The 25,949-nt window shown below is 68.8% G+C and carries 25 protein-coding genes and 1 pseudogene; 11 read left to right on the forward strand and 15 right to left on the reverse strand.

Going from position 1 to position 25,949, the window contains the following annotated elements:
• Positions 1-109 precede the first annotated feature (109 nt).
• On the forward strand, positions 110-1,066 hold the full coding sequence (locus ACF088_RS40390; protein ID WP_392380982.1) for an Lrp/AsnC family transcriptional regulator: 957 nt from the start codon (positions 110-112) through the stop codon (positions 1,064-1,066).
• A gap of 339 nt (positions 1,067-1,405) precedes the next feature.
• Here ACF088_RS40390 and ACF088_RS40395 read toward each other — a convergent pair whose 3' ends face one another.
• Positions 1,406-2,221 carry a LysR family transcriptional regulator gene (locus ACF088_RS40395; protein ID WP_392380983.1) on the reverse strand — a complete coding sequence of 272 codons (816 nt, stop codon included), beginning with the start codon at positions 2,219-2,221 and terminating at the stop codon, positions 1,406-1,408.
• Between the two features lie 118 nt (positions 2,222-2,339).
• Here ACF088_RS40395 and ACF088_RS40400 point away from each other — a divergent pair, with 118 nt between their 5' ends.
• Entirely contained in the window at positions 2,340-2,843 is a 504-nt protein-coding gene (locus tag ACF088_RS40400) for a 4-oxalocrotonate tautomerase family protein (RefSeq protein WP_392380984.1), read from the forward strand.
• A 168-nt stretch (positions 2,844-3,011) separates the two neighbouring features.
• Here ACF088_RS40400 and ACF088_RS40405 read toward each other — a convergent pair whose 3' ends face one another.
• The 5 genes from ACF088_RS40405 to ACF088_RS40425 all read right to left on the reverse strand — a co-directional run bounded on the left by ACF088_RS40405 (position 3,012) and on the right by ACF088_RS40425 (position 7,747).
• Positions 3,012-3,734: a haloacid dehalogenase type II gene (locus ACF088_RS40405; protein ID WP_392380985.1), complete on the reverse strand. Its 723-nt coding sequence runs from the start codon at positions 3,732-3,734 to the stop codon at positions 3,012-3,014.
• A gap of 301 nt (positions 3,735-4,035) precedes the next feature.
• Positions 4,036-4,671, reverse strand: a complete 636-nt coding sequence (locus tag ACF088_RS40410; protein ID WP_392380986.1) for a DUF305 domain-containing protein — start codon at positions 4,669-4,671, stop codon at positions 4,036-4,038.
• A 94-nt stretch (positions 4,672-4,765) separates the two neighbouring features.
• Positions 4,766-5,176, reverse strand: coding sequence for a DUF6153 family protein (locus ACF088_RS40415; protein WP_392381011.1), 411 nt, complete (start codon positions 5,174-5,176; stop codon positions 4,766-4,768).
• Positions 5,177-5,295: 119 nt separating this feature from the next.
• Entirely contained in the window at positions 5,296-6,846 is a 1,551-nt protein-coding gene (locus ACF088_RS40420; protein ID WP_392381012.1) for a M4 family metallopeptidase, read from the reverse strand.
• 478 nt (positions 6,847-7,324) lie between these two features.
• Positions 7,325-7,747: a RidA family protein gene (locus tag ACF088_RS40425; protein ID WP_392380987.1), complete on the reverse strand. Its 423-nt coding sequence runs from the start codon at positions 7,745-7,747 to the stop codon at positions 7,325-7,327.
• A gap of 905 nt (positions 7,748-8,652) precedes the next feature.
• On the opposite strand from ACF088_RS40425, the gene ACF088_RS40430 reads away from it, so the two are divergent.
• Positions 8,653-9,309 (forward strand): class I SAM-dependent methyltransferase, encoded by a 657-nt coding sequence (locus tag ACF088_RS40430; RefSeq protein ID WP_392380988.1) that lies wholly within the window; start codon positions 8,653-8,655, stop codon positions 9,307-9,309.
• A gap of 162 nt (positions 9,310-9,471) precedes the next feature.
• Here ACF088_RS40430 and ACF088_RS40435 read toward each other — a convergent pair whose 3' ends face one another.
• Complete coding sequence (locus ACF088_RS40435) at positions 9,472-9,702, reverse strand: DUF6480 family protein (protein ID WP_392380989.1); 231 nt, start codon at positions 9,700-9,702, stop codon at positions 9,472-9,474.
• A gap of 135 nt (positions 9,703-9,837) precedes the next feature.
• Entirely contained in the window at positions 9,838-10,029 is a 192-nt protein-coding gene (locus ACF088_RS40440; RefSeq protein WP_030985652.1) for a hypothetical protein, read from the reverse strand.
• 172 nt (positions 10,030-10,201) lie between these two features.
• Here ACF088_RS40440 and ACF088_RS40445 point away from each other — a divergent pair, with 172 nt between their 5' ends.
• The 3 genes from ACF088_RS40445 to ACF088_RS40455 all read left to right on the forward strand — a co-directional run bounded on the left by ACF088_RS40445 (position 10,202) and on the right by ACF088_RS40455 (position 12,845).
• Positions 10,202-11,335 carry a glutathione-independent formaldehyde dehydrogenase gene (locus tag ACF088_RS40445; protein ID WP_392380990.1) on the forward strand — a complete coding sequence of 378 codons (1,134 nt, stop codon included), beginning with the start codon at positions 10,202-10,204 and terminating at the stop codon, positions 11,333-11,335.
• A 366-nt stretch (positions 11,336-11,701) separates the two neighbouring features.
• The gene (locus ACF088_RS40450; protein WP_392380991.1) at positions 11,702-12,130 is read left to right on the forward strand and encodes an STAS domain-containing protein; all 429 of its coding nucleotides are present in this window, start codon (positions 11,702-11,704) and stop codon (positions 12,128-12,130) included.
• 247 nt (positions 12,131-12,377) lie between these two features.
• Entirely contained in the window at positions 12,378-12,845 is a 468-nt protein-coding gene (locus ACF088_RS40455; RefSeq protein WP_392380992.1) for a GNAT family N-acetyltransferase, read from the forward strand.
• A gap of 480 nt (positions 12,846-13,325) precedes the next feature.
• Here ACF088_RS40455 and ACF088_RS40460 read toward each other — a convergent pair whose 3' ends face one another.
• Entirely contained in the window at positions 13,326-14,051 is a 726-nt protein-coding gene (locus tag ACF088_RS40460) for a class I SAM-dependent methyltransferase (protein WP_392380993.1), read from the reverse strand.
• 90 nt (positions 14,052-14,141) lie between these two features.
• Here ACF088_RS40460 and ACF088_RS40465 point away from each other — a divergent pair, with 90 nt between their 5' ends.
• Complete coding sequence (locus ACF088_RS40465) at positions 14,142-14,291, forward strand: hypothetical protein (protein ID WP_392380994.1); 150 nt, start codon at positions 14,142-14,144, stop codon at positions 14,289-14,291.
• 118 nt (positions 14,292-14,409) lie between these two features.
• Complete coding sequence (locus ACF088_RS40470) at positions 14,410-15,543, forward strand: PP2C family protein-serine/threonine phosphatase (protein WP_392380995.1); 1,134 nt, start codon at positions 14,410-14,412, stop codon at positions 15,541-15,543.
• A gap of 100 nt (positions 15,544-15,643) precedes the next feature.
• Here the strand turns inward: ACF088_RS40470 and ACF088_RS40475 are convergent, their stop codons facing one another.
• The 3 genes from ACF088_RS40475 to ACF088_RS40485 form a co-directional block, all read right to left on the reverse strand.
• On the reverse strand, positions 15,644-16,342 hold the full coding sequence (locus ACF088_RS40475; protein ID WP_392380996.1) for a DUF4328 domain-containing protein: 699 nt from the start codon (positions 16,340-16,342) through the stop codon (positions 15,644-15,646).
• A 245-nt stretch (positions 16,343-16,587) separates the two neighbouring features.
• A complete protein-coding gene (locus ACF088_RS40480; protein WP_392380997.1) occupies positions 16,588-17,652 on the reverse strand; it encodes an NAD(+)/NADH kinase in 1,065 nt (354 codons plus the stop codon).
• Positions 17,653-18,200: 548 nt separating this feature from the next.
• Positions 18,201-18,617, reverse strand: coding sequence for a hypothetical protein (locus tag ACF088_RS40485; protein WP_392380998.1), 417 nt, complete (start codon positions 18,615-18,617; stop codon positions 18,201-18,203).
• A gap of 1,150 nt (positions 18,618-19,767) precedes the next feature.
• On the opposite strand from ACF088_RS40485, the gene ACF088_RS40490 reads away from it, so the two are divergent.
• Both ACF088_RS40490 and ACF088_RS40495 read left to right on the forward strand, forming a co-directional pair.
• Positions 19,768-20,535, forward strand: a complete 768-nt coding sequence (locus ACF088_RS40490) for an ATP-binding cassette domain-containing protein (protein ID WP_392380999.1) — start codon at positions 19,768-19,770, stop codon at positions 20,533-20,535.
• A gap of 368 nt (positions 20,536-20,903) precedes the next feature.
• Positions 20,904-21,239 (forward strand): hypothetical protein, encoded by a 336-nt coding sequence (locus ACF088_RS40495; protein ID WP_392381000.1) that lies wholly within the window; start codon positions 20,904-20,906, stop codon positions 21,237-21,239.
• Between the two features lie 15 nt (positions 21,240-21,254).
• Here the strand turns inward: ACF088_RS40495 and ACF088_RS40500 are convergent, their stop codons facing one another.
• Entirely contained in the window at positions 21,255-21,545 is a 291-nt protein-coding gene (locus tag ACF088_RS40500) for a putative quinol monooxygenase (protein ID WP_392381001.1), read from the reverse strand.
• Between the two features lie 435 nt (positions 21,546-21,980).
• On the opposite strand from ACF088_RS40500, the gene ACF088_RS40505 reads away from it, so the two are divergent.
• A complete protein-coding gene (locus ACF088_RS40505) occupies positions 21,981-22,490 on the forward strand; it encodes a VOC family protein (RefSeq protein ID WP_392381002.1) in 510 nt (169 codons plus the stop codon).
• Between the two features lie 535 nt (positions 22,491-23,025).
• On the opposite strand, the pseudogene ACF088_RS40510 reads toward ACF088_RS40505, so the two are convergent.
• Positions 23,026-23,495, reverse strand: a pseudogene (locus tag ACF088_RS40510) (IS5/IS1182 family transposase); the annotation flags it as partial.
• Positions 23,496-23,525: 30 nt separating this feature from the next.
• Positions 23,526-25,436: a HEAT repeat domain-containing protein gene (locus ACF088_RS40515; protein WP_392381003.1), complete on the reverse strand. Its 1,911-nt coding sequence runs from the start codon at positions 25,434-25,436 to the stop codon at positions 23,526-23,528.
• Between the last annotated feature and the right edge of the window lie 513 nt (positions 25,437-25,949).

Raw genomic sequence — 25,949 nt, forward strand, 5'->3', positions numbered from 1 at the left:
CGCAAGGGCGAGGTGGAACAGGACCCGCCCACTGTCCGGGCACCCCCGGGACCGCCCCTAGCCGTAGCCTTGCCCGTGCAAGATTCCGGCACGGAAGCGAGGCCCAGCGGTGGATTCCAGCCCTTTGAAGGCGTTCGACACCCGTCTGCTGGAGGCCCTCCAGCTCGACGGCCGGGCCCCCTTCAGTCACCTTGCCCGCTGCCTGGACGTCTCCGAACGCACCCTCGCGCGGCGCTACCAACACCTGCGCACCCTGGGCCTGCGCATCGTCGGCCAGCCCGTCCCCGCCCGCCTGGGCCTGGTCCGCTGGCTACTGCGCCTGCGCTGCACACCCGACGCGGCCGGCACCATCGCCGATGCACTGGCCCGCCGTCCCGACACCAGCTGGGTCACCCTTGCCTCCGGCGGCACCGAGCTCTACTGCGCCGTCAACACCCGCACCGCCGACGAACGCAACGCCTTGCTCCTGCAGAAACTCCCCCGCACCCCACACGTCCTGTCCGTCAGCGCCCACTGCATGATGCGGATCTTCGTCGGCGCCACCAGCACCTGGCACGCCACCCGCTTCCACACTCCGGGCCCCGCCCCCGCGGTGGATTCCGGCATACCCGATGCCCCACTGACCCTGGACGCCACCGACCGCACCCTGTTCACCGAACTCGCCCGCGACGGCCGTGCCACCCTGCCCGAACTCGCCAAAGCCAGCGGCCGCTCGGCTTCCAGCGTCCAACGCCACCTGGAGCGGCTGCGCTCCGAAGGCGCGCTCGGCCTCTCTGTGGACTTCGACCCCCAGCTTCTCGGCTACCACATGACCACCCAGCTCTGGCTCCATGTGACCCCCGCCCACCTGCGCACCGTCGGTGAGACCCTCGCCAGCCACCCCGCCATCGCCTTCGCCGCCGCCATCACCGGCACCTCCAACCTCGTCGCCAGCGGCGTCTTCCGCACCCCGGCCGACCTCTACGACTACATCGACCGGCACATCGGCCCCCTGCCAGGCATCCAGAGCATCGAAACCGCCCCCACCCTGCGCGAGGTCAAACGCCTTGCCCCCGCCCTGCCTTGACCCGCCCCGGGCCTCCTGTACGAGCGCCGATACGCTCCGCCGACGGCCCGAGCAGGCTCCCGCGCGGTATGTCAAGGAACGTCATGTCCAGGAACTCGCCGACGAGTTCGCCGTCCCCTCAACTCAACGGAACCTTGGGCGCCTTACTGCTGCGGTTCATGGCGTGTGCGGGGGCGGGGGGCTTAGGGGGCTACGGGGACGACGGGGAGGACAGGGAGGACGGTGGTGCCGTTTCGTCCTCCGACAGAGGCGACCGGGAATCGTTTCGGGCCAGATGGCCGACGGCCGACTCCGCCAAGGCGCGGATCGCCGGATGCCAGGGGCGGGCAGGTGGCCCGGTCAGTACGAGGCGGCGTGAGGTCTGGGGTTCCAGCGGCAGCAGGACCAGGTCAGGGGGATCAGCGAGCGGGAGACCTCGGACAGGACGGTCACGCCGATACCGGCCTGCACCATGCTGATCAGGGTTGCCAGGTCCCGTACCCGGTGGGTGGGGGAGAAGCGCAGTCCGGCCAGGCCGTGGAGCGTACGGATGCGCGCTTCGCAGCCGTTGGGGGAGATCAGGAACTGGTCGTCCTCCAGGTCACGGAGGTCGACGTGCGGTTCGTCCGCCAAGGGGTGGTCCCGGGGCAGCAAGGCCCGGTAACGGTCCACGGCGAGCTCGATGCCGGGGCCGGACTGGGGGCACCTCCCAGCGGTGGCTGGGGCAGGGTCGATCAGGACGGCGGCATCGGTCGTCCCGTCCTCCAGCCAGCCCGAAACTTCGGCACTGTCACCCTCGAAGACCCGCACCGTGATCCGCGGCTGGTCCGTACGCCAGTGCCGCAGCAGGCCGGGGATCAGCCCCTGGCAGACCGTGGGTGTGGCAGCCAGCCGGACGGTGCCCGTCATGGAGTCGGTGGCCTCGGCCGCGATCTGCTCCACGGACCGGGCCGCCGACAGGGCGATGCGGGCGTGCGGCAGGATCCGCTCCCCGAGTGCCGTGGTCCGGGCAGGGGTGGCACGGACCAGCAGCGGGGCGGCCAGCATGCGTTCCAGGGAGGCGACGGCATGCGATACCGCTGATTGGCTCATGCCCAGTTCCGCGGCGGCCGCACCAAAACCACCCGCATCGACGACTGCGAGGAAAGCCCTCAACTGGGGAATGTTCACGGTCATGCGAGGGCCTCATGGGTCTATGACAGGTATGCGTTGGATTCATGGTGCCAGGCTGGCGACGCTTGATCCGTGCCGCCGACTCCGGCGGACGCGTACCGAGCACATGCGGAGGAGAGCCATGCCGTACTTCCGGGTCACCATCCCCGACCCCGACCTCCCAGCCGACGTCCAGTGTGCCCTTGCCGAGGGTCTGACCCGGCTGGCGGTCTCGGTTCTGCAGAAGTCCAGCGCACGAACCATCGTCCACATCAATCTGGTCCCGGCCGGCAGCTACTTCGTCGACGGCAGGCCCCTGACCGGCAACCGCGATGCGCACGTGGAGGCCAGCCTCACCCTGGGCACGAACAGCGCCGCGCAGAAGGCTGCCTTCATCGCCAGGGCCGGTGAACTGCTGTCGGACGTCCTCGGCCCGCTTCCCCGGTCCGGCGTCGCGCTGCACGAACTCCACCCCGAGAGCTACGGCTACAACGGCGTGACCCAGTTCGACTACTACCGTGGGGCTGGGGCTGGGGCTGGGGCTGGGGCTGGGGCTGGGGCTGGGGCTGGCGCTGGCGCTGGTGGCACCGGGGCTGGGGCTGCGGCCGGGAGCGGGGCCGTGCCGGCTGCCCCCGCTGCCCACTGAGCATCCTGCAGCCGTCCAACTGCGCTGTGCGGGTGCCTGTGGCCGGCTCTCGGCCGACCACAGGCACCCGTGCATGCGGCATGCCTGAGCCGTGCGACTTGCCCAAGTGGCAACGCCGTCCAGCACATCGAAGCGGTGGCCCACACCGCTCGACTTGCCGCCCGAGCCCTATGGCCTTGTTCGCCCCGGCGCTCCCAGCGCACTGGCCAGGCCGATCACGTCGTCGGCGACGAGGTCGACCACAGCGGGCGGGTCGACCCGCCCGGCGGCCGGCCCCCACTCCAACGGGCGCGGGATATAGGCGGTGCGGAGCCCTGCCTTGGCCGCAGCTTCGAGGTCGTCGGGGTGGCAGGCGACCATGAGGAGCCGTTGCGGTTCCACCTCGAGCAGTTCGGCGGCCGTTCGGTAGGCCTGGGGATCGGGCTTGTAGGACCTGGCCAGCTCGGCCGAGAGGATGCAGTCGAACCGGAGCCCCGCCTGTTTGGTGAGGCGTGCCAGCAGGCCGACTCCTCCGTTGGACAGCGTCGCGGTGACCACCCGGGTGTGGTGGATCAGCTCCAGACCAGGCGAGGCGTCGGGCCAGGGGCGCAGACGGTGCCAGGCCTGCACGAGCGCGTCCCGATCGGCCTCACCGAGGGCGTCGAGCCCGTGCTCGGCCAGGACCTCGTCGAGCGTGAGCCGGTGCAGATCGTCCAGCGGCCGCCAGGACAGCTCTCCAGCCAAGATCCTCCTGAGCGCCGGGCGGTAGCGGTGCCGCCAGGCGTCGGTGACAGTGGGCCAGTCGGCATGCAGTCCTGCCTGGCCGCCGATATCGGACAGCACGTCGGTCACGCTGGACCGCCAGTCGGTCAGCGTCCCGAAAACATCGAACACGGCGGCATCAACGTCCATACGACATCCCCGACCCTCAACTCGTCATGCACATCGGTAACTTGGTGCGTTAACGATCATGCCGCACTTTGCTTCCTCTTGTGCGTGATGAGGGGCGTCTCGGTTACCCCACCACCCTCGTCAAAGCGCGACGGCAGCCTTCACACACGAGATGCTGCCCGCCATCGAAGCGACGGCACCCGACCGCATCCACCCGTGTGCGCGGCGTGCGCCTGCTGCCCTGAACCGTTGTCCGCCGACAGCGTGTCGGCTGTCGGCGGACAAGGGGCAGGGCAGGGCAGGCGCAGTCCGCTGCCGGGTGTCAGCTCTTGCCGAGCAGCTTGTTCATCTGCGTGATCTCCGCGTTCTGGGCCTTGATGATGTCCGCGGCCAGCGTCTTCGCCCGGCCGAAGGAGCCCTTGTCCTTCTCGGCGCCGGCCATCTTCACGGCGCCCTGGTGGTGCCCGACCATCATCTCCAGGAAGGAGGTGTCGAAGTCCTTGCCGGACTTCTTCTTGAGCGCGTCCATCTCCTTCATGCCCATCATGCCCGGCATCTCCGAGTGGGCGGAGTGGTCCATGCCGGGCATCTCCTCGGGCACCTGCTCGTGCCAGGCGGTCAGCCACCGGGACATGGTCTTGATCTCCGGGCCTTGAGCCTTCTTGATCTTGTCGGCAAGTTCCTTGACCTGGGGCGATGCGGCCCGGGTGACGGCAAGGTCGGCCATCTCCACGGCCTGCCGGTGATGCGGGATCATGCCCTTCGCGAAGGCCACATCCGCGGCGTTGTGCGTACCGGACGGGGCCTGGGCGCTCGGCGAGGAGGCGGGCTTCGCGGGGGAATCGTTACCGGAGTGGCTGCCGCTGTCGTTGCTGCCGCATGCGGCCAGTGCCAGTGCGGAAGTGGCAGTTGCCGCAACGAGTGTGATGCGGCGCATGCGGGGACGGGTGTGCTTCATGGGTGAACTCCTGAACTCCTGAAGAAGTGCGGTGTCGGAACATGCCGGACGGCGACGCCGCCCCGGAGTGGGGCATGAGCGCCGTCAGGGCGTCCTAGATCCGCAGGAGTTGGAGTTCGGCCAGAGAGGGGGGTGCGCGCCCGCCGTTCTGGCCCTTCGATTCGCCGGTGCCCGCCGCGTCCTCGGGCTCTGCCGGGCGGACGGGAGACGGAACCAGGGCAGGGGGCATGGGTGGCCCGTCGAGAGCCCCGGACGCACAGGTCGTGTCGGCGTGATGGACGTGCCCGCCGCTGCCGCAGTCTCCCTCCCCGTCGCAGCCTCCCTTGCAGCCACAGTGCGCGTGGGCACTGGCTGCCACGGCCATCCGGTGTTCGTGCGGGGGAGGGGCCGAGGTGATGACAGGGCCGAGGGCATGCATGCCCAGCAGGCCCGCCAGCAGCGCCAGTACGAAGAGCGCGCGACACCGCCGGGCGGGCGGTGTCGGCTGGTACCGGGGGCGGGGCATCACGCCCCCATAGTAGGCAACGGGACGGACGGAGGGAGATCCGCCCGGGCACCCGGCGTGCGTCCCGGCACCGGAACCGGTGCCGGAACCGGTGCCGGGACGCACTACCCGAGGGGTGTCTACTTCACATTGACGCCCGTCCATGCGGCGCCAACCGCCTTGTACTCGGCGCTTGTCGTGCCGTACAGAGCACCTGCCGCCTTCAGTGTTGCGGCGCGTGCGGCCTTGTAGTTGGTGGTGGAGGTCATGTAGGTGGTGAGGGCCTTGTACCAGATCTTCTCGGCCTTGGCCCGGCCGATTCCGGTGACCTTGGAGCCGTCGGAGGTGGGGCTGTTGTACTTGACGCCGTTGATGGTCTTGGCGCCGCTGCCCTCGGACAGCAGGTAGAAGAAGTGGTTGGCGACACCGGACGAGTAGTGCACGTCCTTGTTGCCGACGCCACTGGACCAGTAGTCGGCCGAGGCGCCGTCCTTGCTGGGCTTGTCCATGTAGCGCAGCGGAGTGCCGTCGCCGTTGATGTCGATCTTCTCGCCGATGAGGTAGTCGCCCGGGTCCGAGGCGTTCTTGGCGTAGAACTCGGCCGACGTGCCGAAGATGTCGGATGTGGCCTCGTTGAGACCGCCCGACTCACCGCTGTAGTCGAGTCCCGCGGTGGCGGCGGTGACGCCGTGGCTCATCTCATGGGCCGCCACGTCGAGGGAGGTGAGCGGGTGCGCGTTCCCGTCGCCGTCGCCGTAGGTCATGCAGAAGCAGTCGTCGTCCCAGAACGCGTTGACGTAGTTGCTGCCGTAGTGGACGCGGGAGTAGGCCCCCTTGCCGTCGCCACGGATACCGTTGCGGCCGAAGGTTTTCTTGTAGAAGTCCCAGGTGACGGCTGCCCCGTAGTGCGCGTCGACGCCGGCGGTCTGACGGCCGCCGCCCCATACGTCGTTCGCGTCGGTGAAGAGCGTGCCGGTGCCCGAGGTGTTCTGCTTGAGGTCGTACGTCTTGTGGCTGCCGCGGGCACCGTCGGTGAGCTGGTACGTCGATCCGCTCTTGGTGGTGGTGAGCGTGACCTTGCCGCTGTAGGTGCTGGTGCCGGAGCCGGTCTCGATGGCCTCGTTCTGGAACAGCTTCTTTCCGGTGGTCGCGTCGGTGACGACGTGCAGTTCGCTGGGCGTGCCGTCCTTCTGGACGCCCTTGACGACCGTTTCGTATGCGAGAACGGGCTTGCCGGTAGCGGCCCAGATCACCTTGCGCGGCGCGGATGAGCTGCTGGTCTTGGTGTCCTGCTGCGCGGCGGCAGCGCCGAATGCGCTCTTCTGCGCGGCGGAGGGGGCGAGCGCCGCGGACGTACTGGCCACCGATATCGCAGCATTGGTTGCCTTGGTGACGCTGTGGGTGCCGTCCTTCGCCTCGTGTACCACCAGGTCGCCGCCGAGGACCGGCAGCCCTCCGTAGGTCCGCTCGTACCGGGTGTGCACCGTGCCGTCCGCGTCCTTGATGACGTCACGCACGACGAGCTTCTCCCGCGCGCCGAGGCCGATCTTCGCGGCGACGGCGGAGGCGCTGCTCTGGGCATCCTTGAGCGCCGATGCCCGCTGCGCGGTGGAGAGTTGGACCGCCGACGCGCCGTTCGCGCGGTCCGGCTGAGCGCTGGCCGAGCCGGCCTGGACGCCGATGGCGACCATGGCGGCGGAGGCGACCAGGGCGGCGGCGCGCAGGGTGTTCGTGCGGGGGGTGGACGAGATCCGTCTCAACTCGGTCTCCCTTGTGAGGACCGCGGGGTCGCGGCCCAAGAAGCGGCCGGGCAGCCGAGGGGGATGCCCGGTGGAGCAGAAGGAGTGAATCGAGGGGAGCGTGCCAGTAGTTGACACCTTTTGACAGATGTTCAACACAGAAGAAACAACAATTTCACCAATGGAGCTGCTTTGTGGTGCCTTTCGAGGTCATTTGCCACTTAGCTCCGATGCTCGGGCTTGGCCGCTGCCGCTGCCGCTGCCATCGCCGGTGGCGGCAGCGGAGGGGCGCCGCATGGGCCGGGCCGGGCGGGGCCGGGCGGGCCCGGCCCGGGCGGCGGCGAGGACGCCATCAACGGCAGGCTTCACCGGCCGGCCCCGATGCCTTCGCCCCCGCCCGTCCGCCTACTTCACGGCCGGACGGCACCGGTCACCCCGCGCCGTTCTCCTCCGGTACGACCGCCATGGCCTCGACCTCGACGAGGTATTCCGGCTGCGCCAGAGCCTGCACCCCGATCCATGAGGACGGGGGCGGGTTCTCCGTTCCGAAGGTATCGACGAGGACCCGGCCGATCAGATCCGCCTCGGGACCGGACTCGAAGTGCGGAAGGTAGAGCCGAAGGATCTGGATGTCGTCCGGAGTGCCGCCGACGGCTTCGAGAGCGATGAACACATGCTTCAGCGCCTGGCGAAGCTGTGCCTCCCGCCCCACCGCCGTCACCTCGTGGTTGCTGTCCCATGCCACCTGTCCCGCGATATTGACGATCTTTCCCGGTGGGGAGACGGCGACCTGGGAGAAGCCCCACGGCCTGCTGGAGAAGAGTTCCTGAGGCTGGAGCGTTGTACGCGGCACGTCACACTTCCTTGATCGTATAGAGCGGATTTCGCACGTGATCCACTCTATGCGGCTAACGTCCACACCTGAGATGGTCGAGCCGCACAGACCTCACGGCGGCGTTCAAAACACCCCCTCCCCTTGTCGTTCAGCCCCTGAGCACTTGAGCCTCTGAGTCCTTGAGCCTCTGAGCCCTTGAGCTTGACGGGGTCCTTGAACCACAAGTCGCGGCGTCCGGCCGCAGCCCGGGTGAGACGTCGACCGCCAGGAGCAGGCGGCGCGATATGCAGATCACGGCCAAGACGCCCGCAGGGACCGGCACGGTCCAGGTCACGGTCACGGCGCCGACAGGGATCAGCACCCAGAACGTATTCTTCACCTACGCTCCGGCCCCCGTACTCACCACACTCAGTCCGACTTCCGGTCCGACGGCGGGGGCAATGTGGTGACGCTCAACGGCAGCAATCTCTCCGGTGCGACCTTGGTGCTCTTCGGTGCCGGCCCGCCACCATCCTCACCAATACCGCCACCCGGATCACCGTCAGCGCCCCGGCAGGCACCGGCACCGTCAATGTCACGGTCAGCACGGCGGGTGGTACGAGCAACGCCCTTGCTTACACCTATGCCGCAGCTTCCGTCCCGGCCCTCAGCAGTCTCAGGCGCGGTGTCCTTCGGCGGTGTCCCGGCCTAGTTCTCGGCGATCTCCGACACCCAGGTCGTCGCGACCTCCCCGGGCGGAGCGCCCGGCACGGTGAATGTCGTGGCGCACACCCCGGCCGGAAACAGCAACGCCCTGCCCTACGTCTACGACCCGTCCTAGAGGAGAGGATTGTTCTTCTCGGGCCTTGCGACGAGTTGTACGTACGTGGACGGCCTGGTCGATCGAGGTGACGCAAGGACCAGGGACTTGGTGGACTGACGACATGACGCCGTTGCCGCACCAACTCCTCCGAGCCCTCGACCGGTTCAATGCCGCCCACCCCTGGGACCACAACGCCCACTACCACCGGTGGATCCTGCGGCAACTTCCCGAACGCTTCGGCAGTGCCCTGGACGTCGGCTCCGGCAGCGGCGACCTGGCCCGGCTCCTGGCCACACGCGCCCACGAGGTCCAGGCAATCGACTCCGACCCAGTGATCATCTCCCGGGCGCAGCGGCCGACTTCTCCGGCAACCCCAGTCACCTTCACGGTCGCAGACGCGCTGACCGGGATCCCTGCCGGTTCCTACGACGTCATCACCTGTGTCGCCACCATCCACCATCTGCCCTTCACCGAAGCTCTCACCGTGTTCCGCCGGCACCTGGCCCCCGGAGGAACCCTGGTGGTCGTCGGCCTTTCCCGGGCGCAGACGGCCGGGGACTATGTGCTCGGCGTCGCCGCCAGCCCACTGAATGCCGCCACGGGCTGGCTCAAGAACAAAGGCCGCAGGGCACCCCGCCCGGTCTCGATGACCGCCCTGACCCGACCGGCGGACATGAGCTTTTCCGACATCGTCAGTGAGGCCCATGACGCCCTGCCCGGCGCACGGCTGCGCCGTCGACTGTTCTGGCGCTACACGCTCGTATGGCATCGCCATTGAGCTGACCTCAAGATCGCCCTTTGGCGGCTGCGTCATGCCCAGCTGTTCCTGGCGGGTGGGCATGGTGCTGGCGCACCCAGGGTGACCGGGGGCGTCGACGGATGACTGCCAGTGCTCAAGTTGTCAGCGCTCGAGCCGTCGGTGCGGGGGCACCGCCGGCGGTCACACTGCCACGATCACGGCGTATGCGATGAAGAACGCTGCGCAGAGCACGACGACGACGGCGAGGATGATGACGGGGCCTGTGGCCCAGCCCCGGGTCTGCTTGTCGCGGGGGCCGGTCTCTGCCCCCGTGCTTCCCTCGCCCGGTGGGGTTTCCCCTGGGGGTACCCCGACTCCTGGCGCGAGGCCGGGGCTGTGGCGTGGATCCGGATCGGAATATTGAGAGCCCATGCCTGCAGTTTGCCCCGTTTTGCCTGAAATAAGTGACGGGGTGGCGGCGGCTCCGGTCAGGACCGGAGCGCTAGGACGACACGCCTGGATCCATGCAGTTCAGGGGTGCAGGCAGCGAAGCCGCACGCGGGCGGGTCAACGGTCGGCGATGTCCTCACGGAGGCCGTCGGAGAACTCCCACCACGACAGCGGCAGCCAGTCGCCGTTCACAAAGGCATCGACAGTCGCACCGCGACCGCGGACGGTCACCGTCGTCCCGGGCGGGTACGAGGCGCCGGACAGGCCGAGCACCGGCACCAGCAAGGTCCCGAGTCGCTGTGCTGCCACGTGTCGACCTCCCTCTTTCGTTTCTCGGTGCGGCATTGCGATACCCAGAGTGGATATCCCCTCTCACGTTACCGGCTTGCCGCATCCAGTAGACCGGAGAATCATGAGGGATAGGTCACGTCAAAAAGGGGGGAATTCTGCATGCTAACCGCCGAGCGGGAGGTGGCAGCAAATGAAAGCCGTCGTCTACAAAGGGCCGTACTCCGTGGAGGTCGAGGATGTCGAGAAGCCCCGCATCCAGCACCCCAACGAAGTGATCGTAAAGGTCACGTCAACCGCGATCTGCGGCTCTGACCTGCACATGTACGAAGGCCGCACCGCGGCCGAGCCGGGCATCGTCTTCGGTCACGAGAACATGGGGATCATCGAAGAACTCGGTGAGGGAGTCACCTCGCTCAAGGAGGGCGACCGGGTGGTCATGCCCTTCAATGTCGCCTGCGGGTTCTGCACCAATTGCGTCGAGGGATACACCGCTTTCTGTCAGACCGTCAATCCAGGATTTGCGGGCGGCGCTTACGGCTATGTCTCCATGGGGCCCTGGGCAGGCGGCCAGGCGGAATATCTTCGTGTTCCCTACGCCGACTTCAACTGCCTGAAACTGCCGCCGGGCAACGAGCACGAGACCGACTTCATGCTGCTCGCTGACATCTTCCCCACCGGATACCACGGCTGTGAACTCGCCCAGGTGCGCCCGGGCGAGAGCGTCGCGGTGTACGGCGGCGGGCCGGTGGGGCTCATGGCTGCTTATTCGGCTCTCCTGCGCGGAGCCAGCAAGGTCTTCGTCGTCGACCGGGTACCCGAGCGGCTGGAGAAAGCCCGGGAGATCGGCGCGGTCCCGATCAACTTCGCCGAGGGCGACCCGGTGCAGCAGATCAAGGACCAGACGGACGGTGCCGGAACGGATAAGGGTGTGGACGCGGTCGGCTATCAGGCGATGGCGCACGGAATGGGCCGCGAGGAACCGGCCACGGTCCTGAACTCGCTCGTCGGCACGGTGCGGGCCACCGGCGCCCTCGGTGTGCCGGGCTTGTACGTTCCGGCCGATCCGGGAGGTCCTGACGAGCAGGCCAAGCGGGGCATGCTCTTGGTGTCGATCGGCAAGCTCTTCGAGAAGGGTCTGCGGATGGGCACCGGGCAGTGCAATGTGAAGCGCTACAACCGGCAGCTGCGCGACATGATCATCGAGGGCCGGGCGACGCCGAGCTTCGTCGTCTCGCATGAACTGCCGCTTGATCAGGCTTCCTCCGCGTACGACAAGTTCGACAAGCGCATCGAGGGCTACACGAAGGTCGTCCTGCATCCGTAGACATCGCGGCGGTGCGGTTCCGAGGGGCGGGCCGGTTCCGGCTGGGCTCCGACCGGGCGTCTGCCGCCGGCCGAGGGGGCCTGACCGGGGCTCCCGGTCGGCCTGCCCCGCCTTGGCCTACGCCTCAGGCACCCCCGCCGACGCTCAAGACGTCTCCGCCCACGTCGGCGCAGGTGGGGAACCCGTCGGCCGACCCGCCGTCGCTGACCGCGGCTGCGGCTTTCTGCCGTGCCCCGTGGCAGGTGGTGGGCGGCATCTGCGGACTGTTGTTCCGGCTCTGTCTGAACCAGGGATGACGGGGTACGCGAGCTCCACCGATCAACGAAAACCGATCATCGATAGCCGATCAACGGAAAGGTGGAGGTCGTGTCCGAGTCGTACGAGTTGAACGTCGAGGTGAAGGTCACCGAGCCGGAGGTGGCGGTGGTGACCGTGTCGGGGGATCTTGACGGCGCGACCGGCACATCCCTTCACCACCAGCTGGCCAACCAGATCGTGCACGGCAGGCGGTATCTCGTGTTGGACCTGCGAGCCGTGCCGTTCATGGATTCCTCGGGGCTGAACATCCTCATCCGTGCGTCCAACGAGGCCAAGGGCCTTGACGGGAGCCTGCACCTGGCGGCGGTGTCCGATGTGGTGCTGCGCCTGCTCGATCTGACCGGGATCAGTGTGACCACCCCGGTCCACGCGAGCCCCGAGGACGCCCTCGCCGTGATCGCGTCACAGCGCTCGGCCGAGCCCGGGCGGGCGGGGCCGGCGGCCTGCCCGGCGTCCTCCGCCTCGCATCCCGCCTGACCATGACGAAACATCAAAGCCACCTCCTGACCGCAGCCCGGGCGCACCCACCGCTCCTGCTGCCGGGCGGGAGAAGACTCGTGACCTCCGCGACCGGTTCGGACGACGACGGCTTCACAGCTGTCCCGAAGGCCCTGCCCCATGACGGGCATCAACCGACCGGAGAACCCGTTCAAGGGCGTTCCCCGGACCACACTGCGGCCAAGGACTGGAACCGGAGCCCCCTGCATTCGGCGTCGTACGGCTCATGAACGACAGCATTCGAGTGCGAGAGGCCTCGACCGAGGATGTGGAAGCGATGTCGGACATCCACACCAGAGCCCGCAGCGTCTACTACGCCGCCGGTGGGGTGGCCGCAGTGGAACTGGCCGACCCGGTTGCACGGGAAAAGCGGCAGAACGGGTGGGCAAGGGTAATTGCGTCGCCCGGCATGACCGCACTGTGCGCGGAGGCCCCTGAAGGCAGAGTGGTAGGGGCCCTCGCGATGGGGCCACCGAAGGACGTGGACGTCGACGCATCGGTCTATCGGCAGTTGTTCCAGATCCACGTCCATCCGGACGCTTGGGGACGCGGGGCAGGCGGTGCGTTGCACGGTGCGTTCACCGGATGGGTGGTGGCGGGCGGGTTCGGCGGCGGGATTTTGGAGGCGTGGGAGGCCAACGCTCGGGCCCGGAGGTTCTCCGTCCAGCACGGCTGGCGGGCAGACGGCGGGTGACGGCCCGGCCCCGGGGGAGCCGACTATGTGCGGATGCGGATGCGGATGCGGATGCGGCTCGGCTGACAAGACGATTGCGGTTCAGCTGACAAGCAAGAAGGAGCGGCGGGTTCCTCGGGGTCTGGCGCGGTCGACCGGGCTGGGCCCGATTTTGGCTACGCCTACGTGCCTGCCGGTTGCGTGCCTGCTGGTGCGATCCCTCGAGCGCCGCCCCGGGGCCGGTCCACCGTCCCCGCCTGGTGCAGCCCGGTCAGCGACAGCTGGTGGAGCCGGTCCCACACGCCGGCCTCGTTCCAGTCCACGTCCTGGACCGCACCAAAAGCGGCGGCTCGGCCCGCACCGGAACCGGCGGTTCGGCCCGCACCCACAATTCGTCCGTCACCAGGCAGGTGGGCCGTGTCCCTTCCGTGCGGCCTGTCCAACGAGTCCTCCGGGCAGGGACATGGCAACCAAGACCTTTCTGTGAGCTCCTCCTGCAGGTCATGGGCGCCGCGCGACGAAGACGAACTCTCGGCCCGGCCGGTCAGGGGCATCGCGAACGTCCTCCACCGCATAGCCGAGCGCGACCAGGTCCCTCTCGACCTCCTGCCGTTCCCGGAAGCGCAACGTCGCATCCGAGGTCAGCACCTGCCCGTCCGCAGCGAACACATAGGTCCACCGGAAAGTCACCAGCGGCCGGCTCACCTCGATCAGTTGGACCCAGCTCTCGACGACGCCGATGCCGGGAATCTCCGCCACGCTGTAAGAGCGTTCGCGGCGCCATTCCTCCCAAGCGCGCCTGGCCGGATCCCGGGTCTCGAACACCAGATGCCCGCCGGGCCGCAGCGCTTCGTAGGCCCGCCGCAGCGTCTTCTGCCACGCCGCCGGATCGGCGATTTCCTGGGCAACGTTCGCCGTCATCGTCGCAAGGTCGACCTGCAGCGGTGGGAGGGCGGTGGCATCACCGCAGATCCAGCGCACTCGCTCGCTGCCCGGTTTGGCCCGAGCGACATCGATGGACGCCTGGGCGGGATCGATGCCCACCACATCGATCCCTCGATCGGCCAGGAGGAGGGCGAACACCCCTGTCCCGCAGCCGATGTCCAGCACTCGATGTGCCCTGAACTCCTCCGCCATCCGGGCGTATACATCGAGATCGCTGCGATCAGGGTCGAGCGGGTCGTAGAGCGCGGCGAGCCGTGGATGCCCAAAGCACTTGTCAGCCATGCTGCCGAACGTAGGGGGAGCCGGCCCCGGATAGCCATCTGTTTTCGCCGGCACCCGGAGGCGCGGGACGAACAACCGGAGGCTCCCTCAATGTCCGGCACCCCAGAATGTCCGGCCCCTCAGGATGTCCGGCACCCCAGGATGTCCGGCACCCCGGGGCAGAAGATCGTCTGGCGCATCGCCGTGACGGCCACCTCGGCCGTCGTTCCGTACTGCGACATCGCGCGGATTGACCGGTGATCGTCCGGTCGCCGTATCGGTGGGTCCCGGCCCGGGCCATTGGGCCGTTCGGCCGGAGTGGAGTGTCTCTGCGGCCAGCTCCGCTGTCACGGGGCCGCCGGGAGGGCAGAATGACCTGATGAGGGTGTTGCCGGTGTGGTCACAGGTACGCCGTTGGGTTCCCGCCGCGGTGATCGCTCTCGCGGCGTTGGTGAATCTGCTGACGCCTCCTTCGGTGTCGTCCGCTGCCCTGCTGGCCGTGGCGCCGGTGACAGCGGTTTCGCTGCTCAGCCCGGCGGGCATCGTCGGCATCGGCCTGACGGCGATGATGGTGCAGGGAGGTCTGGCGTTCGCCGACGGAAGGTACGACTGGCAGGGCGACACGGCTGTCCAGATCACCCTGGCGGCTGTCACCGTGCTGGCAGTCGGGCTGAACCGGTCGCTGCGTACCCAGCATGTGAGCGCGAGCCGGGCACGCTACGCCGCGGAGGTCGCCCAACGAGCCGTGCTGCCCAGACCCCCGAGCAGGCTGGGGGACCTGCGGATCGCCGCCCGCTATGTACCGGCCGAAGACATGGCGCTGATCGGTGGCGATCTCTATGTGATGCAGGAGACGCCGTTCGGGGTGCGCGCCATGGTCGGCGACGTGAGAGGCAAGGGCCTGTCCGCCGTCACGACGGTCAGCGTCGACATCGGGGTCTTCCGCTACGCCGCCGACCACGAGCCTGACCTGCCTGCCCTGGTGGACTGCATGGAGGAGGCCCTGTTGCGCGAAAGTCAGCGCCGGGAGGGCCTGGATGCAACGGAGGGGTTCACCACTGCCCTGATCGTCCAGTTCGCCACCGACCTGGCCCAGGTCCACATCGTCAACCGCGGCCACCCCGCTCCTCTGCTGCTGCACGCGGACGGCCGAGCGCACTTGCTGGAGCCGGAGGAGGAAGCGCCGCCCCTGGGCATCACCGCCCTGGGGGCCTGGACCTCACCCGTGGAGACGCACCCCTTCCCACCTGGGGCGATGCTGTTGTGCTTCACCGACGGCGTCACCGAGGCCCGCGACCCGGCCGGCGCCTTCTACGACCCCGCCGACCGCGTCCCCCGCATGATGCAGTCCTACCGGCGCCAGACCGGCCATTTCCCGGAACCCTCGACGGTCCTCGATTTCCTCGCCCGCGACGTCAGCCGCCACAGCGGCGGCGCACCCCAGGACGACCAGGCCCTCCTCGCGCTGCACCGGCCCCTGCCGCAACAGGACCTCCTCGCCCGGCCTCTCTGACCGGGCCGGCGTTCGTGCCCGGAAGGCAGTTGACGAGTGCGGTCGCGGGCCCGACTCCGGCTGGAGTCGGGCCCGGGAGAAACCCGAAGGCCCGCCGGTGTCAGAGCGCAGGCCCTCGCAGTGCCTTCTCATGCTGCATGCGTGTGAGGCGGCGTACGAAGAAAATGGCAAGGACGGCGGCCATGATGTTGAAGACGTCGCTCGCCATGAGCCCGGCGATCGCCCCCTTGATCTCTTCCGGCTCCCTGGCCCCCGAGTAGCGCTGGGCGGCCAGGCGCCCGAAGATCAAGTTCACGATCCACAGCACCCACCACCAGTTGAGCAGCGCCCTGGACCGGGACTTCTCGTCGGCGCTGGCGTTCCAGATGTCGGCGGCGATCTGCCGGGGGAACCACAGGTTGACCACGGGCACGAGCCAGCCCCATATCGCCCAGCCGCGCTTCCTCGCGTGGTACTCGGGGGCAAAGACCTCGGCGTTGACGCGGGTTCGATGGAACCAGACGACAAAGACCACGGCGGTCGCGAGGACAGTCGCGAGCTGCACGGTCCCGGACGCCTCGTACAGTGCGTCCGCCCGGTCGATCTCCTGCGAGGTCACGGAGCCGAAGTTGCGGATGAGTCTGCCGACCAGCTCGTACGAGTGGTTGCCCTGCCACAGCGCGAACAGATCTGCACCGATGACGAGGCCGAGCAGGATCGTTACGGCCTTCGAGAGCCCGACGGGCGAGCGGAGAACAGCCTGCGGACCGCCGGGTGGAACGGACCAGCCGGATGGCGGCGGCGGTGGTGCGACGGGCATGTGAGACATGCGAAACCCCCCACGGGTTCGAGAACACGGTGTTTGCGCACGCAGTGGGACGTCTCTCCCCGAAACGGTCCAAGCGGCAGGCGGAATTTACGCGTTCCCCATACCCCCTGTCCACTGAAAAGGGGCAGATCGGAGCGCCCTGCTCGCTTTACTCCAATCGCCACACCCGCCCCTCGGTGCACAGTCCACCTGTGGGGGCGGATACCGGTGGAGGGCGGGTGGCCCCCGGGCTCAGATCAGTCGACGTCCAAGGGGAGGGACGGAAGGCGGAGGTGCGCGAGATCTGCGGGGGGCGGGCTGGTGTGGGGCCACAAGGGGGTGATGTCGGTGTCGGCTGCCGCGGGGGCATCGGTCAGACGCATGCGTTCCCGCAGCCGGCCGTAGAAGTCGGTCGGTCCGAGTCGTGCGACGCGCAGGCGCTGCGGAGCCGCGTAGACGCCGATCCAGTCACCCGGATCGAGGACGCCGCGCAACTGGCCGTCGACGCTCACCGCCGCGCGGCCGGAGTGTTCCAGGACGCGCAGGGCGACGGCCTCGTCGGGGGCGGTGACCACCGAGCGGTTGAAGGTCATGTGCGGGGCGACGGGGGTGAAGACGATGGCGTCGGCGGCGGGAGAGATGACGGGCCCGCCGGCGGCGAAGCTGTAGGCGGTGGATCCGGTGGGTGTGGCGACCAGGACGGCGTCGGCGGAGTACGAGGCGAGCAGTCGGCCCGAGAGGTACACCCCGAGGGAGACCTGCCGGTCGCGGGCCAGTTTCTCCAGGACGATGTCGTTGAGGGCGGTCACGTTGAGGGCCACACCCCAGTCGAGGGCGACGGCACAGTCGGGGCGCACCAGCGGCGGCGGGAGCGCGGGACCCCGGCCGTAGCGCAGGAGGGCGTCCATTCCCTCGGGGAGTCCCAGTGGCCGGGACGCCCGCATCGTCAGCATCAGCCGGGTCTCGACATCCACCCGACCACGGTGGACGGTGTCCAGCGCGCACTCGACGTCGTCGGCGGGGACTTCGGTCAGGAAGCCGAGGGTGCCCAGGTCGACGCCGAGGACCAGAGCGTCGTTCTGAGCGGCCAGGCGCGCTCCGCGGAGGAAGGTGCCGTCTCCTCCGAGCGTGACGATCAGGTCGGGGTCCCCGGCAGCGTCGACCTCTTCCCGCGCATCGCGCCGTTGCTCGTCCGGACTCCACACGTCGATGGCGACGCAGCCGACGCCCTGGCGCACGCACCACCGCCGGACGACGTCGGCGGCCGCTACGGCGGCGGGGCGCCCCTCGTGGACGACGAGGCCCACCTGTTGCACGCTCACGCAGTGTCCTCTCCCTCTGAACGCCCGTGCGCACACCGGCGAGCGGACACCCGCCTCGGATGGCTGCGGTGTCCCGGCAACCGGCGCGGGAGCCATGCACGCCGTGACCGCACCCGGCCCACCAGGAATGCCCACTGGGTGAGCGAATTCCGCAGGGATACAGCGTGCGACGGTCGGCGACCCAGGAAGTAATTTCACCCCGTACAGGGCTATGAGTGGGTATTCACGGCGCATCTTAACGGGCGAAGTCACCCTCATGGGGTGCAGCCTCGCCAAGGCGCTGGTATCTGGCTATCTGGCCCATGGCGGCACCATGATGCGGACGTGCCCGTTGGCACCTCGTCAGCACGCTCACCTGTGAGCCGGAAACGCCGTCATACCGCACCCGCGTCCGCACCTTTCCCCTGACACGACGTCAAGACGCAGGCTTCGGCGATTGAGGTGGCCTTCCGGACTCCGCCTCGAGAACGCAACCTGACGGCCCCGCCGCAAGGCACTCACTCATGGCATCAATTGCCGGCGTCAAATGTCGGCATCAAGTGTCGGCATCAACCTTTCCGATCCGGCGAGTCCGTGGGGGAATCCCGGTGGGCGCGGTCTTCCGGGCCAGGCGGGTGCGGGCGCCCGGCACCGGCCAGGTCGCCGGCGGTCAACGCGATCCACAACGACAGCACCGCAAGAGGAAGTTCGACGAGGAAGGCGGTGGCCAATGCGACGAGCAGGCCGCCCGCCTCCCCACGGGGTGTGGTCATCACGTCGAACCAGGCATCGACCACCAGCATGGTCGTCACCGCCACGGCCGCAAGATTCACCTGCCGGTGCCGCCGGTGGGCGAGCACCGCCGTCAGCAGAACGACGGCGGCCAGGCCGATGTCGAAGCCCACCCACGGTGCGTCGTAGGAAGCCAAGGTGGCTCGCCGGGGCAACGTGAACGCCAGATACAGGGTCCAGGGGACGAGTGCCACCCCGAGGGTCGTGAACAGGGGAACGACCCACCGCGGTGTCGGACGGATCCTCAGAATGCCGCCGACCCCGGATTTCCGCACCGCTCTCACACCCGCACCTCTGCATCGTCGGTACCGCTCAGTCGCTACCGAAATATCATGAAGAGGTCCTACTCGCCCGCAGCCCCCCGGGTGCTGGTGCACGGGAACCAAGGTCCGGTCCCGGGCGCCGGTGCCCGCCGAGAGTGGCGACACCGATCGTGGACGGTTCCTCCGCGCCTGCGAGGTGCGCTGGAAACCTGTCCCGGCGGCCCCGGCGGCCCCGGCGGCCCCGGCGGCCAGAGGGCGACCAGGGGGCCAGGGAGCCTTTCGCCGTTCCGGCGCTCTGTCAGGTCGCCGTGCAGGTTATCCCGCGACCGGCCCCGCAAGGAGGCCCGGCTCAAGGTCACCGGCGAGGGCGCGGGCCGTGAGGTGCCTCAACGGGTTCTTCAACCTCGGGCGAACACGACCGGGTGCTCCGGCTGCGGTTGGTCGTAGTCGCAGAGAACGGCACCGGACCGCAGGCATCCAGGAATACGGAGCCTCCGGCGAGGCGTGTGGTCACATGAGCCCTTGTGCCGGTCCGGGGGGAGAGGGGCGGTAGTGGTCGATCAGACCTGCGTCTCGGTCGGGCCGGGCGGCTCGGTGGGCTTCTGGGTGGTCGAACCGGGGCCGCCGTCCGTGCAGCAGGAATGCTGCGGCGCGTGAGGCCAGACGGCTCAGGGGGGTCTTCATCGGTCTCCGTTCGTAGCATCCGGTTACTTCGAGTTGGGTACTTCGAATATACGGAACGCAGGGGGAGAGCGCAGCGATCTGAGTGAGACTTGAGGGTGTACAGCAGGACGTGCCAACCGCCGGTGGTTCCCGCGGATGGCAGGCACCCTGCACCCTCCGACCATCACCGGCACACCTTCGGCGTCTGCGCCGTATCGCCCCTTCCGCAGGGCACCATGCGGGCTTGAGCCGGCGCGGCCTGCCCGCCGCCGGTACCTGGGCCCAGAGTGACCGCTGGGGCTGGATCCGGTCGTCCCCTCGAGTGTCCCGGGCACCGCCGACACCACGTGAAGAGCGTCACAACTCTCCTGCTACGGGGGTGGGTTGACGTTGACCGGCCTGGGCTAGAAGTTGCTGCATGACAGCTGCTGGAGTCGAAGTGGTGGCCCGCGGGGCGAGCGTGCGAGGGCCGAGAGGCCCGGTGTTCGAGGGAGTGGACCTGGATGTGCCGGCGGGCGGACTGCTGGCCGCTCATGGCCCGGCCGGATCCGGCCGTACCTCTCTGCTGCTCGCGCTCGCCGGGCGGATGCGGCTCTCCGGCGGAGCCATCCGGGTCGGTGGGCACGTGCTGCCCGCCGAGGGGCGGCGGGTACGCAGGCTGGTCGCCGTCGCCCGGGCCGCACCCGCGGTCGATCTCGAAGGGCGGCTACGGGTGCGAGAGGTGATGGCCGAACGCTGCCTGACCAGTCCCGGTGTGACGGAGCGCCGTATCCGCCAGGCATTCGAGACCCTGGACCTCGCCTCACGAGGGGCGGACCTGGTCGAGGACCTCGGCCCCGCTGACGGGCTGCTGTTGGCGACCGCACTGGCCCTCGCCGAACAGCCCGGTGCCCTCGTGGTCGACGACGTCGACGACGGCCTGCCGCCCGACGCGCACCAATTCGTGTGGGAGGCCCTGCACCGGGTCCAGGACAACGGCCCCACCGTGCCGGCCGGCTGCCTCCGCCCGCCCCCGCCCCCGCCCCCGCCCCCGCCCGCGTCCCCGTCCTGCTCTGCCTGGTGCCGTTGCTGTACGGCGCCATGTACCTCTGGGCGAACTGGGATCCGTACGGCAAGACCGACCGCATGCCGGTCGCCGTCGTCAACCAGGACCACCTGGCGCATGCGCAACAGGGCCGCCGGGTGAACGCCGGGGACCAACTGGTGAGCAGCAGCTCAAGGCATCCGGCACCTTCGACTGGCACTTCGTCGGCCCCGACGAGGCCCGGGACGGACTGGAGCACGGACGCTACTTCTTCACCATCGCCATCCCACCCGACCTCAGCCGCAAACTCGCCACTGGTGCCGACACCCGCCCGCAACAGGCGGGCATCCATATCGAACTCAACGATGCCCACAACTACATCGCCGGCATCATGACCGAGGTGGTGCAGAACAAGTTGCAGGACCAGGTCAACTCCGCCACGCACGCCGCCTATGTGCGCAGCGTCTACAGTGAGTTGTCGGACGTGCGGGGGCAAGCTGTCCACTGCGGCGGATGGCGCACACCGGCTGGTGGGGGCCACCCGCCTGGCGCAGCAGGGCACTTCCACGGTCGCGTCGGCGACGTCCACCCTGCACGACGGCGCCGACGGCGTCTCCGCCGGAGCGCAGCAGATCGCCCGTGCCACCCGCCAGATCGACGACCTCTCCGGCCGCCTCGACCGGGCCGCGGCCGACCGCCTGCCCGGAACCGTCTCCGCCCTGGTGACCACCGCCCGGCTGACCACCGACGGTCTGGACGCGGTGCACACCGCCACCAGTGCCACCCACAAGGGCACTTCACGTGCCGTGGGCGACCTCATCGATCTCGCCGATAGCCACCCCGAACTACGGGACGACCCGGTCTAAAGACAGGTCCTGGCTTCAGCGCCGTACCGGAGCGCTCGGGTGCACCTCACGCTCGATGCGCGGCATGATCTCGGGCAAATAGATCTTCTGGATGGCTTCGCCGGCATCGTGGGTCTCCCAGTGCGCCCGAGTCGCCCAGTGCTCGACCAGGACGAACCGGGCCGGATCCTCCTGCGAGTGGTACGCCTCCCAACTGACACAGCCGTCCTCGGCAAGGCACAGCGGGCGCATTCGGGCCAGGGCGTCAGCGACCGGAGTGATGTCTTCGGCCTTGGGAACGTGCGCGATGACGATGAGGTCGAACATCACTACTCCTCGATATGTGCATGCGTGGCGGCTAGCGGCAGACAGGCTACAACTGAGCTCGGAGGAGCGGGTTTTGGGCGGGAGCTGCCATGGGGCGAGCGACCGTGGCCCCTTACGCCGGCCGCGATTCGGGGTGACTCCATGGCCTGCCCGCAATAGCCCGAACCGGGGCCATACTCTTGGAGGATCGCCCGATGGTGGCTGTCTAGCAGGGCCTAACAGCGCCCTACTAGGTCCTGTCTCGACCACGACTTGAGACAGCATGCGCCGGCACTTCGTTCACACACGGTCGGAGCCCGATCGGAGCCCGATCGGAGCCCATGTCAATACTCTTATGTGTCGCTCTTTCTGCTGGAGCGGCAGGACCGACCGTACTGTCGCCGCATTATGGGGATTTCCCGCCGGAGACGGTGTGATCTGTGGCAGGGTCGGCATATGACGATCAAGGATGAGCTGAGACCTGTTCCCGATGGCTATTCGCGCATCGACCCTTGGGTGATATCGCAGGACACCGGTGCGGAGATCGAGTTCCTGCGCCAGGTGTTCGGGGCCACAGAACGCGGTTCCCGCATGTTCAACGAGGATGGGACCGTGGGCCACGCTGAAGTGGATGTGGCGGGGGCGGTGGTGCTGATGTTCGACCGACAGCCCGGTTGGCCGCACCTGCCCGCGCACCTGAGGATCTACGTCGAGGATGCCCAGAAGACCGTCGAGAAGGCCCTCGCCTGCGGGGCCCGGCTGGTGACGCAGCCGACTGAGCTGGCGTTCGGGCAAATAGCCGCACGCATCCGTGACCCCCAAGGCCACTTGTGGTGGGTCTTTGAGCGCCTGGAAGAGATCTCCGCCGAAGAGATGGCCAAGCGGTTCGCCGACCCCTCCTACCAACGGGCCATGGACTATGTGCAGACGTCTCTTGCAGAGGAGCTGGCAGGCCCCACCCCGTAGCCGTGCCGACTGCTTCGGCTGCCACCGATCCGTCTCCCGGCGGGATGTCGGGATGGTGCTCTGGGTACCGACCCATCGATCACGACGGGAGCCGCAGGACCAGGAGCGCGGCGGCTGCGACGGCCCCCAGACAGACGTATGCACGCTTGTCCTAGCGGGTGGTGATACCTCTGAACTGTTTGAGGTTGTTGATCGCCCGCTCGACAGCGTTCCGGGTTTGCGCCTGGCTTGGCCAAAACTGAATGGTCAGCCTCCACATAAACCTCTGCGAAAGCGAGCTGACGTGGCGTCGCACGTCTCCGGGACCACGTACCGAATGCCTCGTCGTCGCAGAGAGGCGCGGATCACGCCGTTGCCGTATGCACCGTCGGTGCCATCGCTGTCCGGCAGCCCTCGCGGCCTTCCTTTGCTGAGGCGGGGGACGCGGATCTTTTCCATGAACGGCTCGAACCGGGTGCAGTGCAGTCCGCCCGTAGCCCGGGCGTGACGATCAGGGAGAGCGGGTGACCCTAAGAGGTCGTTTTCTCCTGATGTTTCATCCTGGACTAGGTGTTTGATCTTGTGGTGTCGGCTCGCGCCAGGAGATGGTGACTTCGACGGTGTGGCGGCGGGCCGTCAGGTCGGGCATGGCCAGCTGGATCATGGCTTCGGAGCGGGTGGGCAGGGCTTCGTAGCCGCGTGCGGGACGGCGGTGGAACATCAGCCAGCCGAAGGTCCGCTCGACGATCCAGCGCTTCGGCACCGGCGTGAAACCCCTGGTACCGGCGGCGCGTTGGATGATTTGCAGGTCGATGCCGAGACGGGCTGCGTGCTCGACGAGGTGCCGGGGGTAGCCGCCGTCCACCCAGGCCTTGCGGATGACGGGATGCGCTGCGGCCACCTGGTCGATCACGCCGGTGCCGGTGCCGGTGCCGGTGTCGGTGCCTGTGCCTGTGCCGGCGACGGAGTCCTGCACGCTCCCAGCTTGACCAGCACCGCCAGCAGCAGTCCGAGAGTGTCGGTGACGTCGCCCGACCCGGTCGTGCCGCCGTGCCCCTACGTCTTGGCCGACCTGGCCTCGATGATGCCGATGGTGTTCCGGGCGCGGGCGCCCACTTCGTCATCGGACTTGGCATGGTCGCGGAGTACGGGCAGCGCCGGGAGAGCGGCGATGCCCATGAAGCCCAGGTTGTTCAGCGCCCCCTGCGGATCGTGCGGGATCTGTTCGATCAATGCGCGCCACGCGCCGTCCGCGTCACCGGTGATCCGCCACAGCGCGTAGGCCGCGGCCACCCGCGCTTCGGCCGGCTCCGCCGCGCCGTCACGCAGACCGCGGAGGGCAGCGGCGGCGAGCTGCGCCCGCGGGCCCAACTGACCCAGTTGATTGCAGGCGTTGACTTCGAAACGCAGGGCACGGCGGCTCCCGGTACGCAGAGTGTGGCCTCGCCGCGCGAGGACGTCCAGCAGCAGGCGCACCACTTCGTCGTCCGCCGACACGCCGACTCCGCTCAGCGCCCCGATGCCGGACAGCCGGAGCTCCGGGTCCGTTCCGGCGGCGACCCGCCGCAGGGCCGACCTCGCCGGCTCGTCGGACAGCCCGTACCGGCGCAGGAACAGGCAGGACTGGTGCGCCGCCTCCAGATCGTCGTAGTCGGGACGGTCGGTGGCTTCGATGCGTCGGCACAGCCGCTCCAGCGTGCCGATGACCTGAGGGACGGCCTGACCGCCGCCGCGCCATCCATAGGTTTCGGTCAACAGCAAGCACACCTCGGCGGACGAGATGTCCTCGGCGAGCCGCTCCTGGAGGTGCGGCCACACCTGGTCGGCCAAGCCCTTGGCCGACCGCAACAGCCCAGCAGGGAGGGTGCCCTGACGGATCCGTTGCTGTATCAGCGGCAGGCTCCGGGGATCGCCCTTCCCCGTGAGAATCGCCAGCGCCTGCTCGAACACGGCGGGGTCGGGGACGGGGGCACACAGAATCGTGGCCAAGGCATCGCGGTAGCCGTCGTGACGGCGCAGGTGGATTGTCTTGAGGGCAGCGCGTCGCACTTCGGGATCGGGATGGCCGAGCAGACCCGTGACCGCCGCTGCATGATCCCCACAACCCTCGCGGTCCTTGGCGAACAGCCGGTCGGCGGCCTCGACGAGTACGGGGGCCGTGGCGGCGTCGAGGCGGCCGTCCCACAGGCCGGGGAGCATGCGGGTCAGCCAGCGGGAGCGCAGCGCGGGGGTGGGGCGGAGCCAGGTGTCGACCCTGTCCACGGGGCCGCGCGGCGCCGGACCGCTCCATTCCGGGTCGCCCCATGCCAGCTCCGCCAGCGCAGCCCCGGCCTCATCGGCGCACCGGGCGAGCACCTCGACCGCTTCGTCGATCACCGCGTCATCGGTTTCCAGGATCGGCGGCAAGAGCAGGCCCAGCGCCGCCCCCAACGCCCCGGCCGGTTCACCTGCCAGGCGGTGGCGCAGATAATCACGCACCTGCGGGGTATCCGCGTACCGCCCGAGCGCCAGCAGCAGCCCGAGCCTGACCGGCGCGTCGGGGTCGTGCTCGCTGTGCGCGCGGAGCTCGGGGACGATGTCGTCGGGGAGGGCGTCCGTGTAGGCCAACACCACGGCAAGGATGCGGCGCACCGCGGGGTCCGGGTGGGACAGCTGCCCGAGGAGTACGGGCAGCCCCGCGCTGACGGCCAGTGACAACTGTTCCGCCCAGTGGCCGGCAAGGAAGAAGCCCTGGGCATCGGGGGCCGTTCCCAGCTCCGCGTTCAGCGCTTCCAGCGCCGCACCGCTGCGGTTGCCAGGCTCGTCGAGTTCGACATCGAAATCCCGGTAGATGACGGAGTGCCAGTCGAAGGCGACAGTGTCGGCCCCTGATCCGTCACCTGCTCCCGGCCGGCCCGAGGCGTCAGTGGCCCCGGGGCCTGTGGTGTCGGGAGGCACGGCGCCCGGCCCGTCGACTGATGAGTTCATTACCGGACTCTAACGAGGGAAGCCCCGTGAACGCCGCCGAGTTCGCCGGTCGCGGTGACCATGTGGAGCGAACGGTGCAGCCCGCTCCGCATGGCCGTTCCCCCTGCCCGATGCGCCGGACACCGGCGGCTTCTCTCAGCACCACGTCGAGCAGCAGCTTGGCGGCCACCGTCGCCCGTCGGACTTTAAGTACGAAGCGCGGACGCGCTCGGTTGGCATGGCGCGTTGCCCAAGAGGCGGAGGGGAGGCGGCTGGCCTGTCGGCCGGAGTCGGTCTGCTGTTGGCGCCGGTCGGAGGAACGCTCAGCAGGGCTGGGATGCCGGGCCGGTTCTGCCTCCGGCGACGCCTGTCCCTGTGCTGCGGGAATCCGGGTGACCGGGGCTGCCTACGCCGCGCCCGGTGTGTCCGGCCCGTTCAGAGCGAGCCCGCCCGCCTGTAAGAACGCCCATTGGCCGGGAACGCCCGTCGCTCGGGAACGCCCGTCGGTGGGGAACGCCCGTCGGTGGGGAACGC

The organism is Streptomyces sp. NPDC015125 (assembly GCF_043080045.1).
Lineage (GTDB): Bacteria > Actinomycetota > Actinomycetes > Streptomycetales > Streptomycetaceae > Streptomyces.

What these genes read in the sequence shown, in the direction of transcription:
- ACF088_RS40465 (WP_392380994.1), top strand. Translation starts at nt 14,142, where the DNA reads ATGTCCGGCACCCCAGAATGTCCGGCCCCTCAGGATGTCCGGCACCCC.
- ACF088_RS40455 (WP_392380992.1), top strand. Translation starts at nt 12,378, where the DNA reads ATGAACGACAGCATTCGAGTGCGAGAGGCCTCGACCGAGGATGTGGAA.
- ACF088_RS40475 (WP_392380996.1), bottom strand. Translation starts at nt 16,342, where the DNA reads ATGCCCGTCGCACCACCGCCGCCGCCATCCGGCTGGTCCGTTCCACCC.
- ACF088_RS40415 (WP_392381011.1), bottom strand. Translation starts at nt 5,176, where the DNA reads ATGCCCCGCCCCCGGTACCAGCCGACACCGCCCGCCCGGCGGTGTCGC.
- ACF088_RS40460 (WP_392380993.1), bottom strand. Translation starts at nt 14,051, where the DNA reads ATGGCTGACAAGTGCTTTGGGCATCCACGGCTCGCCGCGCTCTACGAC.
- ACF088_RS40420 (WP_392381012.1), bottom strand. Translation starts at nt 6,846, where the DNA reads ATGGTCGCCATCGGCGTCCAGGCCGGCTCGGCCAGCGCTCAGCCGGAC.
- ACF088_RS40490 (WP_392380999.1), top strand. Translation starts at nt 19,768, where the DNA reads ATGACAGCTGCTGGAGTCGAAGTGGTGGCCCGCGGGGCGAGCGTGCGA.
- ACF088_RS40470 (WP_392380995.1), top strand. Translation starts at nt 14,410, where the DNA reads ATGAGGGTGTTGCCGGTGTGGTCACAGGTACGCCGTTGGGTTCCCGCC.
- ACF088_RS40515 (WP_392381003.1), bottom strand. Translation starts at nt 25,436, where the DNA reads ATGAACTCATCAGTCGACGGGCCGGGCGCCGTGCCTCCCGACACCACA.
- ACF088_RS40395 (WP_392380983.1), bottom strand. Translation starts at nt 2,221, where the DNA reads ATGACCGTGAACATTCCCCAGTTGAGGGCTTTCCTCGCAGTCGTCGAT.
- ACF088_RS40435 (WP_392380989.1), bottom strand. Translation starts at nt 9,702, where the DNA reads ATGGGCTCTCAATATTCCGATCCGGATCCACGCCACAGCCCCGGCCTC.
- ACF088_RS40400 (WP_392380984.1), top strand. Translation starts at nt 2,340, where the DNA reads ATGCCGTACTTCCGGGTCACCATCCCCGACCCCGACCTCCCAGCCGAC.
- ACF088_RS40500 (WP_392381001.1), bottom strand. Translation starts at nt 21,545, where the DNA reads ATGTTCGACCTCATCGTCATCGCGCACGTTCCCAAGGCCGAAGACATC.
- ACF088_RS40410 (WP_392380986.1), bottom strand. Translation starts at nt 4,671, where the DNA reads ATGAAGCACACCCGTCCCCGCATGCGCCGCATCACACTCGTTGCGGCA.
- ACF088_RS40430 (WP_392380988.1), top strand. Translation starts at nt 8,653, where the DNA reads ATGACGCCGTTGCCGCACCAACTCCTCCGAGCCCTCGACCGGTTCAAT.
- ACF088_RS40445 (WP_392380990.1), top strand. Translation starts at nt 10,202, where the DNA reads ATGAAAGCCGTCGTCTACAAAGGGCCGTACTCCGTGGAGGTCGAGGAT.
- ACF088_RS40505 (WP_392381002.1), top strand. Translation starts at nt 21,981, where the DNA reads ATGACGATCAAGGATGAGCTGAGACCTGTTCCCGATGGCTATTCGCGC.
- ACF088_RS40405 (WP_392380985.1), bottom strand. Translation starts at nt 3,734, where the DNA reads ATGGACGTTGATGCCGCCGTGTTCGATGTTTTCGGGACGCTGACCGAC.